This window comes from Pseudomonas parakoreensis (assembly GCF_021602155.1).
GTDB classification, from domain to species: domain Bacteria; phylum Pseudomonadota; class Gammaproteobacteria; order Pseudomonadales; family Pseudomonadaceae; genus Aquipseudomonas; species Aquipseudomonas parakoreensis.
Genome location: NZ_BQHY01000002.1, coordinates 151664 through 165843, shown reverse-complemented (window position 1 = coordinate 165843; position 14180 = coordinate 151664). Strand labels below are relative to the sequence as shown.

The 14180-nt window shown below is 59.0% G+C and carries 12 protein-coding genes; 8 read left to right on the top strand and 4 right to left on the bottom strand.

What is annotated here, in order from left to right; all coding sequences use genetic code 11:
- Nucleotides 1-20: 20 nt before the first annotated feature.
- The 3 genes from L6D63_RS03270 (at nt 21) to L6D63_RS03260 (ending at nt 5057) form a co-directional block, all read left to right on the top strand.
- Entirely contained in the window at nt 21-890 is an 870-nt protein-coding gene (locus tag L6D63_RS03270; RefSeq protein ID WP_131670435.1) for a LysR family transcriptional regulator, read from the top strand.
- A 366-nt stretch (nt 891-1256) separates the two neighbouring features.
- Nucleotides 1257-3662 carry a glucose/quinate/shikimate family membrane-bound PQQ-dependent dehydrogenase gene (locus tag L6D63_RS03265; protein WP_131670436.1) on the top strand — a complete coding sequence of 802 codons (2406 nt, stop codon included), beginning with the start codon at nt 1257-1259 and terminating at the stop codon, nt 3660-3662.
- A 105-nt stretch (nt 3663-3767) separates the two neighbouring features.
- Nucleotides 3768-5057 carry a carbohydrate porin gene (locus L6D63_RS03260; RefSeq protein ID WP_131670437.1) on the top strand — a complete coding sequence of 430 codons (1290 nt, stop codon included), beginning with the start codon at nt 3768-3770 and terminating at the stop codon, nt 5055-5057.
- 93 nt (nt 5058-5150) lie between these two features.
- Here the strand turns inward: L6D63_RS03260 and L6D63_RS03255 are convergent, their stop codons facing one another.
- Entirely contained in the window at nt 5151-6083 is a 933-nt protein-coding gene (locus L6D63_RS03255) for a helix-turn-helix transcriptional regulator (RefSeq protein WP_095669164.1), read from the bottom strand.
- Nucleotides 6084-6673: 590 nt separating this feature from the next.
- Here L6D63_RS03255 and L6D63_RS03250 point away from each other — a divergent pair.
- The 5 genes from L6D63_RS03250 (at nt 6674) to L6D63_RS03230 (ending at nt 11696) form a co-directional block, all read left to right on the top strand.
- Nucleotides 6674-8023, top strand: a complete 1350-nt coding sequence (locus L6D63_RS03250) for an MFS transporter (protein ID WP_095669163.1) — start codon at nt 6674-6676, stop codon at nt 8021-8023.
- A gap of 99 nt (nt 8024-8122) precedes the next feature.
- Nucleotides 8123-8815, top strand: coding sequence for a fumarylacetoacetate hydrolase family protein (locus L6D63_RS03245; RefSeq protein WP_047294438.1), 693 nt, complete (start codon nt 8123-8125; stop codon nt 8813-8815).
- A 45-nt stretch (nt 8816-8860) separates the two neighbouring features.
- On the top strand, nt 8861-9625 hold the full coding sequence (locus L6D63_RS03240; RefSeq protein WP_131670438.1) for an SDR family oxidoreductase: 765 nt from the start codon (nt 8861-8863) through the stop codon (nt 9623-9625).
- A 31-nt stretch (nt 9626-9656) separates the two neighbouring features.
- On the top strand, nt 9657-10613 hold the full coding sequence (locus L6D63_RS03235) for a 2-hydroxyacid dehydrogenase (RefSeq protein WP_131670439.1): 957 nt from the start codon (nt 9657-9659) through the stop codon (nt 10611-10613).
- A 180-nt stretch (nt 10614-10793) separates the two neighbouring features.
- A complete protein-coding gene (locus tag L6D63_RS03230) occupies nt 10794-11696 on the top strand; it encodes a bestrophin family protein (protein WP_131670440.1) in 903 nt (300 codons plus the stop codon).
- A 43-nt stretch (nt 11697-11739) separates the two neighbouring features.
- Here the strand turns inward: L6D63_RS03230 and L6D63_RS03225 are convergent, their stop codons facing one another.
- From L6D63_RS03225 to L6D63_RS03215, 3 genes are all read right to left on the bottom strand, one after another.
- Entirely contained in the window at nt 11740-11982 is a 243-nt protein-coding gene (locus tag L6D63_RS03225; RefSeq protein ID WP_103367089.1) for a hypothetical protein, read from the bottom strand.
- A 225-nt stretch (nt 11983-12207) separates the two neighbouring features.
- Complete coding sequence (locus tag L6D63_RS03220; protein WP_131670441.1) at nt 12208-12942, bottom strand: SDR family oxidoreductase; 735 nt, start codon at nt 12940-12942, stop codon at nt 12208-12210.
- 178 nt (nt 12943-13120) lie between these two features.
- Nucleotides 13121-14065: a helix-turn-helix domain-containing protein gene (locus tag L6D63_RS03215; protein ID WP_047294449.1), complete on the bottom strand. Its 945-nt coding sequence runs from the start codon at nt 14063-14065 to the stop codon at nt 13121-13123.
- Between the last annotated feature and the right edge of the window lie 115 nt (nt 14066-14180).

Below are 14180 nucleotides of genomic sequence, written 5' to 3'. Positions count from 1 at the left end.
CATCATAAGTGAGCAATAGCATGGAGCTTTCTCAACTTACTATGTTCAAGACTGTAGCGGATCACGGAAGTATCATTCGCGCCTCTGAATTACTGCACTGTGTGCCGTCCAACATTACCAACAGGATCAAACTTCTGGAAAAAGAACTTGGGGTATCTTTGTTTATCAGGAAAGGCCGAGGGCTTGTTATCAGCCCTTCCGGTAGATTATTTCTTGGGTATGCAAACAAAATCCTGTCTTTGTGCCAGGAATCACAAAGAGCGCTCGATCCTGCGGCGGCGCCGTCAGGACTCTTGAAGATCGGGGCAATAGAGTCATCGGCCACCGGCAGACTGCCCAAGTTGCTCTCAAAGTTTCATCAACTCTATCCGTCTGTGCAAATGCAGTTCAGCACAGGTGACTGGTCGCAGTTATTGAATGATGTGGTTGATCATAAACTCGACGGCGCCATCATTGCTGTCAATCAGGATCATCCTGATATTGAAAGTATCGAAATCTACATGGAAGAACTGGTATTGATTGCCTCTTCAGCTGCGGGGCACGTGCATAATCCGCAGGACTTGAGTGGCACAGATATATTCATGTGGCCTGAAGGCTGTCCTTATAGAAAGGCGATGGAAAACTGGCTGCAAGCGCATGGTGTTGTTAGTCCTGTAACAAGCATCGCCAGTTACGGCACCATTCTTGGGTGTGTCAGCTCAAGAGCGGGTGTTTCGTTAGTGCCCAGAGGCGTTTTTGAACAGTTTCGCAGGATCGGTGACATAAGCGGCCATGTATTTGACGACCTGCACCCAATACAGAATTATTTTATATGGAATAAAAACAGTGGACCTCATCGAGCAAAAGAAAAATTTGCGGAGCTGCTCGTAGAGGAATTCAAGGACGTCTGACGTCATTTCTACAGTTTTGCACGCCCACTGATCTCAGTGCCTGCCAGGCGTGTTGTCCTTTCTGAGCATTCGTTCTCGTGAGTCGAAACGGCAGCAGCCGTACGTCGGTTGATGACTGGCACGTCGAATCGGCGTTTATCGATTCACTCTCCCTCCTGTTGATTGATACCTGTCAAAAATCCCATTTAACCAGACGTAATTGCGACTTGCCTCACGCTCGATCAGCCCTTGCCGGTCCCGTGAGCGCTCAGGACTGCCCGCAAACCCGCGTAGCCGCGTTGATCTATGCTTCATTCTGAATTAGTGATTTAACTAGGTAGTTACCTAACTATATAATGCACGCCTCATTTCAACGGGACATTCAACGTGAAGCAGAGTCAACGCCTCTCGGGCATATCAAAATTCATTCTGGTCGGGCTGGGGGTGATCATCGCCCTGCTCGGCCTGGCACTTGCGGCTGGCGGAGTGAAGCTGGTCAGCCTGGGAGGGTCGTGGTACTTCCTCGTGGGCGGTCTGGTGATGGCCGTTTCCGGTTTGCTGATCGCTCGCTTCAAGACGGCCGGCGCCTGGCTGTTCGCGGCATTTCTGGTGGGCACCGCAATCTGGGCGGTGAGCGATGCCGGGCTGGTGTTCTGGCCGGTGTTCTCGCGCCTGTTCATGTTCAGCGCTGTAGGCCTGGTGGTGGCGCTGGTCTACCCGCTGCTCAAACGTGCCAACGGTGGCGTGCCGGGGCGTGGTGCTTACGGCGTTGCCGCGGTCCTGGCCGTGGGGCTGGCGGTGGCTGCCGGCAACATGTTCGTCGCGCATCCGACTGTCGCTGCCACCGGCACGGGCCCGGGCCTGACGCCGGTTGAGCCAGACAAGGCGCAAAAAGACTGGGCGCACTACGGTAATACCGAAGGCGGCAGCCGCTTTGCCGCGCTGGACCAAATCAACCGCAACAACGTCGACAAACTGAAAGTGGCGTGGACCTACCACACCGGTGACGTCGCCGAGAGCGATGGCAACGGTGCCGAAGACCAGCTCACCCCGCTGCAGATCGGCAACAAGGTGTTCATCTGCACCCCGCACAACAACCTGATCGCGCTGGATGCCGACACCGGCAAAGAGCTGTGGAAGAACGCGATCAACGCCAAATCGAAAGTCTGGCAACGTTGCCGTGGCATGGCCTATTTCGATGCCACCAAGGCCATCGCTCAGCCAAGCAATTCGAGCATCATCGAAGCCAAACCGGCGCCTGCCGCCAATTGCCAGCGCCGCCTGCTGACCAACACCATCGACGCTCGCCTGATCGCGGTCGATGCCGACACCGGCGAGTTCTGCCAGGGTTTCGGCAACAACGGTCAGGTTGATCTGAAGGCCGGTCTGGGCGATGTGCCGGACAGCTACTATCAGCTCTCCTCCGCTCCGTTGATGGCCGGTACCACCGTGGTGGTCGGCGGTCGTGTGGCCGACAACGTGCAAACCGACATGCCGGGTGGCGTGATCCGTGGTTTTGATGTGATCACCGGCGCCATGCGCTGGGCCTTCGACCCGGGCAACCCGCAGGATAAAAAGGCCCCGGCCGATGGCAGCACGTATGTGCGCAGCACGCCGAACAGCTGGGCGCCGATGTCCTACGACCCGGCGACCAACACCGTGTTCTTGCCGATGGGCAGCTCGTCCACCGACATCTATGGTGTCGAGCGCAGCAAACTCGATCACACCTACGGCGCCTCGGTGCTCGCGCTGGACGCCACCACCGGTGATGAACGCTGGGTGTTCCAGACCGTGCACAATGATCTCTGGGACTTCGACCTGCCGATGCAGCCGAGCCTGATCGACTTTACCAAGGATGGCAAAACCGTTCCGGCGCTAGTCATCGGCACCAAGGCCGGGCAGATCTACGTGCTCGACCGCGCCACCGGCAAGCCGTTGACCGACGTTAAAGAAGTCCCGGTCAAAGCCGCGAACATCCCGAACGAACCGTACTCGCCAACCCAGCCGAAATCGGTGGGCATGCCGCAGGTCGGTGCCCAGCACCTGACTGAGTCGGACATGTGGGGCGCCACCCCGTATGACCAGTTGCTGTGCCGGATCGATTTCAAATCGATGCGTTACGACGGCCTGTACACCGCGCCGGGTACCGACAAATCGCTGAGCTTCCCGGGTTCGCTGGGCGGCATGAACTGGGGCAGCCTCTCCACTGACCCGGTCCACGGTTTCATCTTCGTCAACGACATGCGCCTGGGTCTGTGGATCCAGATGATTCCGTCGCAGAACAAGGCTCAAGCCTCGTCCGGTGGCGAAGCGTTGAACACCGGCATGGGCGCGGTACCGCTCAAAGGCACGCCGTATGCGGTGAACAAAAACCGCTTCCTGTCGGTGGCCGGCATTCCTTGCCAGGCGCCGCCGTTCGGCACCCTGACCGCGATCGACATGAAGACCCAGAAAGTCGCCTGGCAGGTTCCGGTCGGCACCGTTGAAGACACCGGTCCTCTGGGCATCCGCATGCACCTGCCGATCAAGATCGGCCTGCCAACCCTGGGCGGCACCCTGTCGACCCAGGGTGGCCTGATCTTCATCGCCGGTACTCAGGACTTCTACCTGCGCGCCTTCAACAGCGGCAACGGCGAGGAAATCTGGAAAGCGCGTCTGCCGGTCGGCAGCCAGGGCGGCCCGATGACCTACGTTTCGCCGAAAACCGGCAAGCAGTACATCGTTGTCACCGCTGGCGGCGCGCGTCAGTCGACTGACCGCGGCGACTACGTGATGGCTTACGCCTTGCCGTAAACCGCAGTGCCCGTGTTGAACACGGGCGCTTTCTTTTTGCGCGCGGCACCTGAGGGTGCCGCGCCGCTTTCCGATATTGCTACCGCTTTGAGCAGGAAGATCTCCATGTTTGGTTTTACTCGTAACGGCTGGGTCAACGGCGTGCTGTTAGGCCTGACCTGCAGCGCCAGCCTGCCCGCCTTCGCCGATACCGATGCAAACCTGTTGACCCGCAACACCCTGACCGGTGACTGGGGTGGCTTGCGTCACCAGATGGACGAAGACGGCATCAAATTCACCGGCGATTACACCGGTGAAATGGCTTACAACGCCGATGGCGGCCTGCACCGCTCCGGCCGTTACTCGCAGAACATCAAGCTCGGCGCCCAGTTTGATCTGAGCAAGTTGTATGGCGTGGAGAACGCCGGCAAGGTCCAGTTGACCATCAACGACCGCCGCGGCAACAGCGCCTCCGAAGACCTGGTTGGCAACCGTCTGCCGATCCAGGAAAACTACGGCGGCCTCTACACCCGACTGACGGAACTCAGCTACGAGCGCAGTCTGTTCACCCCGGCGCTCAACGTAAAACTCGGCTACATGGCCATGGGCAACGACCTCGGCGGCCTCGACAGCGGCATTCTGTGCAACTTCATGAACGCCGGTTTCTGCGGCCATCCGCTGAACATGTCCGGCGGCAGTGGCTGGACCAACTACCCCAACGCTCACCTGGGCGTGCGGGTGAAGTACGACGTGTCGCCATCGTGGCAACTGCGCGTGGCCGCGTTCAACGTCGATCCGGAAAGCAACGGCAATTCCAGCCGTGCCTGGCATCTGGGCCCGAAACACACCACTGGCACCGTGGTGCCGATCGAACTGGTGTACAAGCACGCGGGCCAATTGCCCGGCGAATACAAGCTGGGTTACTACTACGACAGCTCCGATGTGAAACGCATCGGCAGCGACAAAGAAGTCTCCGGGCGTGGCGGGCATTACCTGCTGATCGATCAAGCCGTATGGAGTTCGCCAACGTCCGAAGGCCGCAGCCTGCATGCGTTCGGCCAATACTCGGCAGCCAGCGAAGCAGCTTCGCCATTCAGCAAGTGGTACGGCACCGGTCTGGTGCTGTACAAACCGTTCGAAGGTCGCCCGCGTGACACCGTCGCCTTGGGCTATGGCCGCGCCGTGCCTAACCCGCGCAGCCGCGACGTGCAGCAGGACGCCGCCATGGCCAACGGCACGCAGTTCCCGAATCTGGACAGTGGCGAGCAGTTGATCGAACTCGGCTACGGCTACCAGGCCACGCCTTGGCTGACACTACGCCCGAACATGCAATACATCATCGAACCTGGGGCGTTTTCCGGGCAGGACATCGACAATGCGTTGGTGTTTGGTTTACAGGTGAAAGCTTCGCTCTGAACCTTCGATTTGAAGCGATAGCAGACCTCAAACAACCCGGCATTTCGCCGGGTTTTTTGTTGCTCGATTATCTCGACCCGGGAGGCTCTCTTGTCACGTGTTCAACGCTGACTGCGGCGTATCGGGATTAAGCTGCTGACGCCGGAATTGCCCCGGAGGCTGGCCATGGATCTGGCGGAAACGCCGGGAAAAATAAGCTTCATCCGCGAATCCGCACAACCTCGCCACCTCGCCCACCGGCCGCGTGCCATTGAGCAGGTAGTTGCGTGCGGCGTGCATCCTGCGTTCGAGCACCAGTTCGGTAAACGTCTTGCCGATTTCCTTGCGCAACCAGTGCGTCAGGTACGTCGGGGACAGATAGGTCGCGGCCGCTACCTTGATCAGGTTGAGATCGGGATCGGCAATGTTGTTGCGCAGATACTCATACATGCGGCTCAGAGCATCGCGTCGACTGGCTTCAGCCGCATTTTCCTCTGCCAAGCGTTTGAGCGGTTCGGCATACAGGAAGCACACGTTGCCGATCAGTTGCAGCAACAAGCCCTTGAGCATTTCGCGGGTACCGAACTGGCGGTTCTCATCCAGCGTGCGCATCTGCTCGATCAAGGCACAGACCTGGTTGAAATCCGCATCCTCCAGAACGAAGTCCAGATGCTCCTGAAAGCGGAACGGCGACAACTCGGGTGCCAGAAGAATCGACACCTCCTCCAGATCCATCGGGTCGCACTGCAAATGCGGCAACAGGAAGGTTTGGGAAAAGTTGATCACCATGAACTTGCTGTCCGCCGGATGCGGGATCACATGCACCCGATGCGGCAGGATAAAGGCCAGCGTATTGCGCGGAAACGGGCGCACAGCGTTGCCGATGTGCTGCACGGTGTCGCCGCCGAGGTTGACCTGAATCTGGAAGTACTCATGTCGATGCGGGCTGGTTTCGGCGCGGCGGCCCTGTTTGTCGCGAATGTAAAAGTCGGTGAGTTCACTGCGTTGCTGCATGACATAGGTGGGGACACGGCTGGGTGACGGCATTTTTTGAGTATCCTCGACAGGTACGTTGGCAGGTTGTCCTGGCGTTGCCGGGCAAGTGGCGGTGTTCATCTTGAAGCCTCAGGGGTACGCCATCAAGAGGTCGTACGATGTCTCAGCCCGTGAAAAAAATTTGGCCGTGTGCGTACCGATTCCGACTGTCCAAAAAAACCAGTTTTGGATGATTTCTATTTATTGTTATAAAACAAATAGATAGATGACTCGAAGACGAAAATCCCGAGCGGATTTACTGTGGCGTATTTTTGGACAGGTTTGCCCAATCGGTTTTTCAACAAAAAAACGATCTAACACCCGGATTGCTTTAACAAGGTTGTACGACCACTGTGATTGCACACGCAGCCCGACCTCTATCAAAAACAATCAAAGGTGCGCACGTCATGACCCTGCTATTGCTCCCCGCTGATCCCCCCGAACTCACGCCTGTAATGCCTGGCGCACGACGAACCTGAACGTCTGCCGCTAACGCTCACTGTCTTTTTTCAGCACTCGATGGCTCGCTCGCGCTTTTGCGGGCATGACGTCGGCTGCCCGGAAATAACTCGACATTTCTAACAATAAAACGAGGCTTACTCATGTCGAATACCCACACTTCCCAGACGAGCGCTACGCCGTTGCTCGCCGGCGCGCGCGACACCGTGCTGCCTCAGCGACTGCCTTCGCGGCGGCGCTGGTTCATGCTCTCTTTGCTGCTGATCGCGACGATCATCAACTACATCGATCGGGTGAACATTTCGATTGCCGCACCGTTCATGGCCAAGGACCTGGGCCTGGACAAGATCGAAATGGGCCTGATTTTTTCCGCGTTCGCCTGGACCTACGCGCTGGCTCTGGTGCCGGCCGGGTTTATTGCCGACCGCTTCGGTTCCCGTTTCACCTACGGTGTCTCGCTGATCAGTTGGTCGACGGTCACCGTCTGCCAGGGCTTTGCTAGCGGATTCGCCTCCCTGTTCGGCCTACGCCTGGCCGTGGGCGCCATGGAGGCTCCGGCGTTTCCGGCCAACAGTCGTGCGGTCACGGTATGGTTTCCGGCTCGCGAGCGCGGTCTGGCCAGCAGTATCTATGTGTGCGGCCAGTATCTGGGCACAGCGTTGTTTACCGGGGCGCTGTTATGGCTGGCCACGACCTTTGACTGGCGCCATGTCTTCTACAGTACCGGCGCGCTGGGCATCGTTTTTGGTGTGCTGTGGCTTTATCTGTATCGCGACCCGTTGAACTGCAAGAAAGTCAGCAAAGAAGAACTGAGCTACATCGAAGCCGGCGGTGGTCTGGTCAAGAGCAGTCAAGAGCGCACCCGTTTCAACTGGCGGCAAATCGCCGAGCTGTTCAGCTACCGACAGATCTGGGCAATTTGCATTGGCAAGTTCGCCAGCACCTCTGCGCTGTACTTTTTCCTCACCTGGTTCCCGACTTACCTGATCGAGGAACGCAAACTGACCATGATCAAAGCCGGGATTTTTGCCGTGATGCCCTTCGTGGGCGCCACCGTCGGCATTCTTCTCGCGGGCATTGTGTCCGACCTGCTGATTCGCCGGGGCTACTCGATGTCCTTCGCGCGCAAATTGCCACTGGTGATTGGCTCGATGCTCGGCATGTCCATTGTTCTGGTCAATTTCACCGACTCCAACATGATTTGCATTGCCGTGTTGACCGTTGCCTTCTTCGCTCAAGGCATCGCCTCGTCTTCGTGGGCGGCGGTGTCGGAAGTAGCGCCCAAGGAACTCATTGGGCTCACCGGCGGCATCACCAGTCTGGCGGCGAACATTGGCGGCATCGTCACGCCGATCGTGATCGGGGCGATTGTCCACGCCACCGGCTCGTTTGCCTGGGCGTTCTGGTTCATCGGCGCTGTCGCACTGATCGGCACCCTTTCCTACTCACTATTGCTCGGCCGTTTGTACCGCATCGAGTTGAAGGCGAATTGAGCCGTAAAGCACCGTTTTCTCCAACCAGAGGCGGCTTTCGTCCAACTTTGCCAACGAACGCCGCCGTACGCTGAAGCTTCTGACAGGACTTTTAACAGGATGAACATGACTGAGTATGTTTTTACCCCGGATCTGCCAGTGACCTTGCCGGTTGTCGGCAGTAAGCAACGTTTTCCCGTCGGCCGGGTGTTTTGCGTCGGCCGTAATTACCCCTGGCCAGACACTCAGGGGCAATCTCGCCAGCCTCCAGTGTTTTTCATGAAGCCGGCAAGCAACGTGGTGGATGCCGTTGGTGAAGTGCCCTTCCCGCCTCTGACCGACGAGTTCGCCCACGAGATCGAGCTGGTCGTCGCCATCGGTGAAGGGGGCGCCGATATTCCAGAGAGTGAAGCGTTGGCCTACGTGTGGGGCTACGCCGCCGGACTCGACCTGACCCGCCGCGACGTGCAGCGCCAGGCCAAAAGCAGCGGTTTGCCATGGGAAGGGGCCAAGGTGTTCGACGGTGCCGCACCGATGACCGCCGTTGTCCCCGTCAATCGGTTGGGCCATCCCGACGGGGAGCTATGGCTGAACGTCAACGGCCAGGAGCGTCAGCGCGACAGCCTCGATAACCAGATCTGGTCGGTCAGTGAAGTGATCAGCCGGATTTCCCGATCGGTGACGCTCAAGGCCGGCGATCTGATCATGACGGGCAGCCCGGCGGGCGTCGATGTGTTGCAACCGGGCGACATCATCAACGCCGGCATCGACGGTATCGGCCAACTCGAAATGCGCGTCGGCCCGCGGACTTGATCCCGCGCCACGCCCAACCTGATTCTTAGACAGGAGAACAATAAGATGTCGAGCGCTCAAGCTTTGAAAGTAGCCCTGGTCACCGGTGCCGGTAGCGGAATCGGCCGCAGCGTGGCCCTCGGTCTGATGGCCGACGGTTACACGGTGGTACTCGCCGGCCGCCGACCGGAACCGTTGCAGGAACTGGTCGCCATGGCAGCCCTGCAAGGCCATCAGGCGTTGGCGGTACCTACCGATGTGCGTGAGCCGGCCAGTGTCGATGTGCTGTTTGCGACCATCGCCGAAGTCTATGGACGCCTTGACGTGGTCTTCAACAACGCCGGGGTCAATGCCCCCGCCGTCCCCCTGGATGAACTGACGTTCGAGCAGTGGCGCAACGTGATCGACACCAACCTCAACGGCGTTTTCCTCTGCGCCCGTGGTGCCTTCGGGCTGATGCGCCGCCAGCAACCGCAGGGCGGGCGGATCATCAATAACGGCTCGATCTCGGCTCATACACCACGCCCGTTCAGCAGCGCCTACACCGCCAGCAAACATGCCGTGCTCGGCTTGACGAAGTCGCTGGCACTGGACGGTCGCGAATTCAACATCGCCTGCAGCCAGATCGATATCGGCAATGCCCTCACCGAAATGTCGGTGCGCATGACCAAAGGTGTGCGCCAGGCCAACGGCAGCATCGCCGTGGAGCCGATGGTCGACGTCAAACATGTGGCTGATGCCGTGCGCTATATCGCGGCCCTTCCACTGTCGGCCAACGTCCTGAACATGACAGTCATGGCCACGGCCATGCCTTTTGCCGGTCGCGGTTAAACCGGCCCTTTATCGAGTAAGTGAGGTTTACATGAAGCCAGAAGTCTTGCAGCTCAGCCCGATCCTGATTCCAGAAATCAACGCCCGTCTCAGCGAACTGTTTACGATCAGACGTTACTTTGAGCAGGCTGACAAAGCGGCGTATGTGCACGAGCACGGGGCCAATATCCGTGGCGTGATCACCGGTGGCCATACGGGGATCAGCCAGGCGCTGATGGCGCAACTGCCGAACCTGGAAGTGGTGGCCGTCAATGGCGTCGGCACCGATGCAGTAGACCTGGCTTACGCCCGGGATCGCGGGATCCGCGTCACCGCAACCATCGGTGCGCTGACCGAGGACGTCGCCGATCTGGCGATCGGCTTGCTCATCGCCGTGTGTCGCGGTCTGTGTACCAGCGACCGTTATGTGCGCTCCGGCCAGTGGCCGCAGAGCCCGACACCGCTGGCACCGCTGCCACTGGCTCGCCAGGTCTCCGGCATGCGCATCGGCATTGTGGGCATGGGCCGGGTCGGCCGCGCTGTGGCAGTGCGGGCGGCTGCGTTCGGTTGCCCGATCAGTTACACCGATCTGCAACCGATGAACGATGTCAGCCACACCTTCGTGGCTGACCTCAAGCAACTGGCCCGCGACAGCGATGCCTTGATACTGGCAGCCGCCGCCGATAAAGCCGAGGCGATTATCGATGCACAGGTGCTGCAGGCGCTGGGCAAAGATGGGTACCTGATCAACGTGGCGCGGGGCAAGCTGGTCAACGAAGAGGATCTGGTGGCAGCCCTCAAGGCCGGCGAGATTGCCGGTGCGGCGCTGGATGTGTTTGTCGACGAACCGAATGTGCCTGAGGCGCTGTTCGCCAACGAACAGGCGGTGTTGCAGCCCCATCGCGCCAGCGCAACGCTGCAGACGCGCACACGAATGGGCGAAATGGTCGTGGCGAGTCTGCTCGACAGCTTCGCCGGAAAAACACCACAAGGGTGCGTCACCGGCTAGCGGTAGTCAGACATCCTCCGACTCTGCTCGAAAGCGTCGCAGGCGCGCCCTGGCATAAGGCCTGTCAGCGTGACCTGCGTTGCCCTCGTTTGACGGATGCGGCCAGCCATCGAACCTTTATGGCGAAAACACCGTCCGAGCTAAGACGTAATTGTTGACCGCTCGCCACGAGGTTTCCGTTTGAAAGCCACCATCGTCAAAAAATACCGCTTGATCATCAAAACCATGGGCTACGTGGGCTGGTCGCTGTTCTGGCTGTTGCTCTGGGACATCGCCGTCACCGTCGACTTCATGTTGTTCCTCAACGCCAAGATCAACCTGCCGCTGATGCCGCTGACGCTGCTCGGTTCAGCGCTGGTGGTGCTGATCAGTTTCCGCAACAGCAGCGCGTACAACCGTTGGTGGGAAGCGCGCACCCTGTGGGGCATGATGATCAACAGTTCGCGCAGCTTCGCCCGACAGGTGCTGACGCTGCTGGATGATCCGCAGAACGAAATCAACCCGGTGAAGGCAACGCTGTTGCGCCGCCATGTGGCGTACGTCAATTGCCTTGCCGCGCACCTGCAAGGTCAGCCTTGCCCGGAGGAAGTCCGCGCGTTCATCCCGGCAGATGAGTTCGCCCGCAGCGGCACCACCAACAACTTCGCCAACGACATCCTCACCGGCTCCGCATCGTTGCTGGCCCGGGAATACAAGGCCGGGCGTCTGGACAGCATTCGCCTGGCGCGGCTGGAATCGACCATGGTCGAGCTGTCCAACAGCCAGGGCGGGATGGAGCGGATCGCCAATACCCCGCTGCCCTACCCTTACGTGTACTTCCCGCGTCTGTTTATTTCGCTGTTCTGCCTGATTGTGCCGGTTGGACTGGTGGAGTCGCTGGGCTGGTTCACCCCGCTCGCCTCGACCGTGGTGGGCTTCATGCTGCTGGCCATCGAGCGCATCGGCACCGACCTGCAAAGCCCGTTTCGTCACAGCGAGCACCAGATTCAGATGGAGGCCCTGTGCGAAACCATCGAGAAAAACCTGCAGTCGATGCAGCGTGATTCATTGGGGGATGCGCGCAGGGCTGAAGAGACTGTTTAAACACATGCACGCCAGGGCATGACGCCCTGGCGAGTCGCAGGTATTACTTTTTCTTTTTCGCCGGCTTGTCAGCCTTCTTTGCGTCCTTGGCCTTTTCCGGCTTGCTATCGGCTTTCTTGGCAGACTTTTTCGGTTCGGCGTCTTTCTTCTTGTCTTTCTTGTCGGAAGACTTGGAAAGCGCCGAAGCTGCCGCTGATTTCTTTTCCGGCGAGGACTTTTTGTCTTTCAAGTCCTTGCTGGCTTTCGAAGCGTCGTCTTTTTTGCTTTTCTTCTCGTCTTTAGCCACGTTGACCACCTCTCGAAATGTGCCGGTATTGGCACCGGGCCTGTGCGAATGAACACAAGCTGATCGTTAGGCGTGGGCGTTCGGGCGGGGTTCAGATTATTTGACTCGACCCAGCACCTTGGCGGCGGTCAGGGGTTATGACTCAGACGAATCTGGTGCGTGACTTGTGTGCCGAGCACGCACCAGAGCACGATTGCCTCCGAATCACCTTGCGTCCAAGACGACTCAGTGCGGGCTGGCGGTCGGACGAACCACAATCTCACTGACATCAACATCGTCAGGCTGCTCGATGGCATAGGCGAGCGCTCGCGCAATGGCATCTGCATTGAGCGCCACACGCCGGAAGGCTTTCATTTCTTCGCGGGCCACTTCATCCGAAATCGTGTCCGCCAACTCGGATTCAACAACCCCCGGGCACACCACAGTGACGCGGATTTTGTCCGTTTCCTGGCGCAGACCATCCGAAATTGCCCTGACGGCGAATTTGGTCGCGCAGTACACCGCTGCTGTCGGGGAAACCGCGAGGCCCCCAATCGATGAGATATTAATCACCTGACCGAAACCTTGCGCCTGCATGTCCGGCAAGACGGCGGCAATACCGTGCAGTACGCCGCGAACGTTGACATCCAGCATCTGGTTCCATTCGTCGACCTTCAACGAGGCCAGTGGAGACAACGGCATCACGCCCGCGTTGTTGATGATTACATCGACCTTGCCATGTTGCGCCTTGGCGAATGCCACGAATGCGTGCATCGATTGCAGATCCGTAACGTCCAGTGCACAGGCACTGGCTGAGCCACCCTCGGCGTGGATCTCGCTGACCAGTTTGTCCAGACGCTCGGTACGGCGGGCACCGAGGACCACATGCGCACCTTTGGCGGCGATCAACCTGGCTGCCGCTTCGCCAATGCCACTGCTTGCACCGGTAATCAGGACGACTTTGTTTTGAATGTTCGACATATCCGTAGCTCCTGCTGTCTGCATTGAAGGTCAGCACTGACCACCAGAGGGCGGTCGTTGCTGCTGGGTGTGTCGAAAAGATTAAGGGTACAGACCTGCTCGACGCGTGCCGAAACCTGCGCAACTTTTGCCTATTCGTGTCTGTGTGCATCGCCGCACATTTGTAATGAAGCGCCGCTCAGGCGCCACGGAACTCGCTGGGGGTTACGCCCACTTCACGCCGAAAGACCTGAGAGAAGTGACTGGGGCTTGAGTAACCGACCTCGAGTCCGATATCGATGATGCTAAGGCGGGTTTCCAGCAGCAGGTGCCGCGCACGAATCATGCGCAAGCGAATGAAGTACTGCGACGGCGAAGTCCCGGTCGCACGTTTGAACAGGCGGCTGAAGTGGTACTCGCTCAGTTCGGCAAGACTGGCCAGCTTTGCCAGGCTGAAATCGGCGTCCAGATGCGCACTCATGGCGTCAGTGACTTTGCGCAACTTGTAGGCTTGCAGAGCGTTCACCCGGCGCCCGGGCTGACTTTCGGCGCGATAGCTGCGCACCAGATGTACGGCCAGTGCCTGCGCCAGGGAGCGGGAAAAAAGGGCACTTGGCGAGCGTTCAGTGACCAGTTCGGTACGCAACTGCTCCATGACAAAAGCGACGCGCTCGTCACGCGCCCCTGAAACATCGCGCAAACGCACAGGCTCGGCGTGCTCACCTGACAGTTCCCGAGACGCCTGCTCGAACAACGGCAGTCCCAGATAAAGGTGCATGACTTCGAAGGTATCGCCTTCATGCGTCTGCCAACGCATTTCATAGGGCTCATCGGAGCTGGTGAGGAAAAAATCGCCGGCACTGACCTCCGCAGCTTCCCACTCTCCACCCAGTGCGCGCTCCTCCACCCTCGCCGCCCCCGCCAGAACCAGAACGAGCAGCGGTTCCACCACTGCAGGCACAAGAATGGGCTCACTGACGCTGCGATGGGTAAACAGCGCAATGACAATGTCCTTGATTTCCAGGCGTGATGGTAACGCCTGCGGCTCGCCTGGCAGGTAGTCAGCCATTGACTCGCCGGTGATGCGCAGGTCACGAGATGACGTCGACATCGGTTCCAGGGAGGTGCGTCCGGTATTGGCCATGAAATCGTCCTTTGCGGATTCAGCGGTGCAAAGCCAGGCAGGTCGGATGGGCTTGCCCGTGCTCCGCGTCACGTAGACCGGCTCGATGATATCGGGCTTTTCCCGTGGGTTGAAT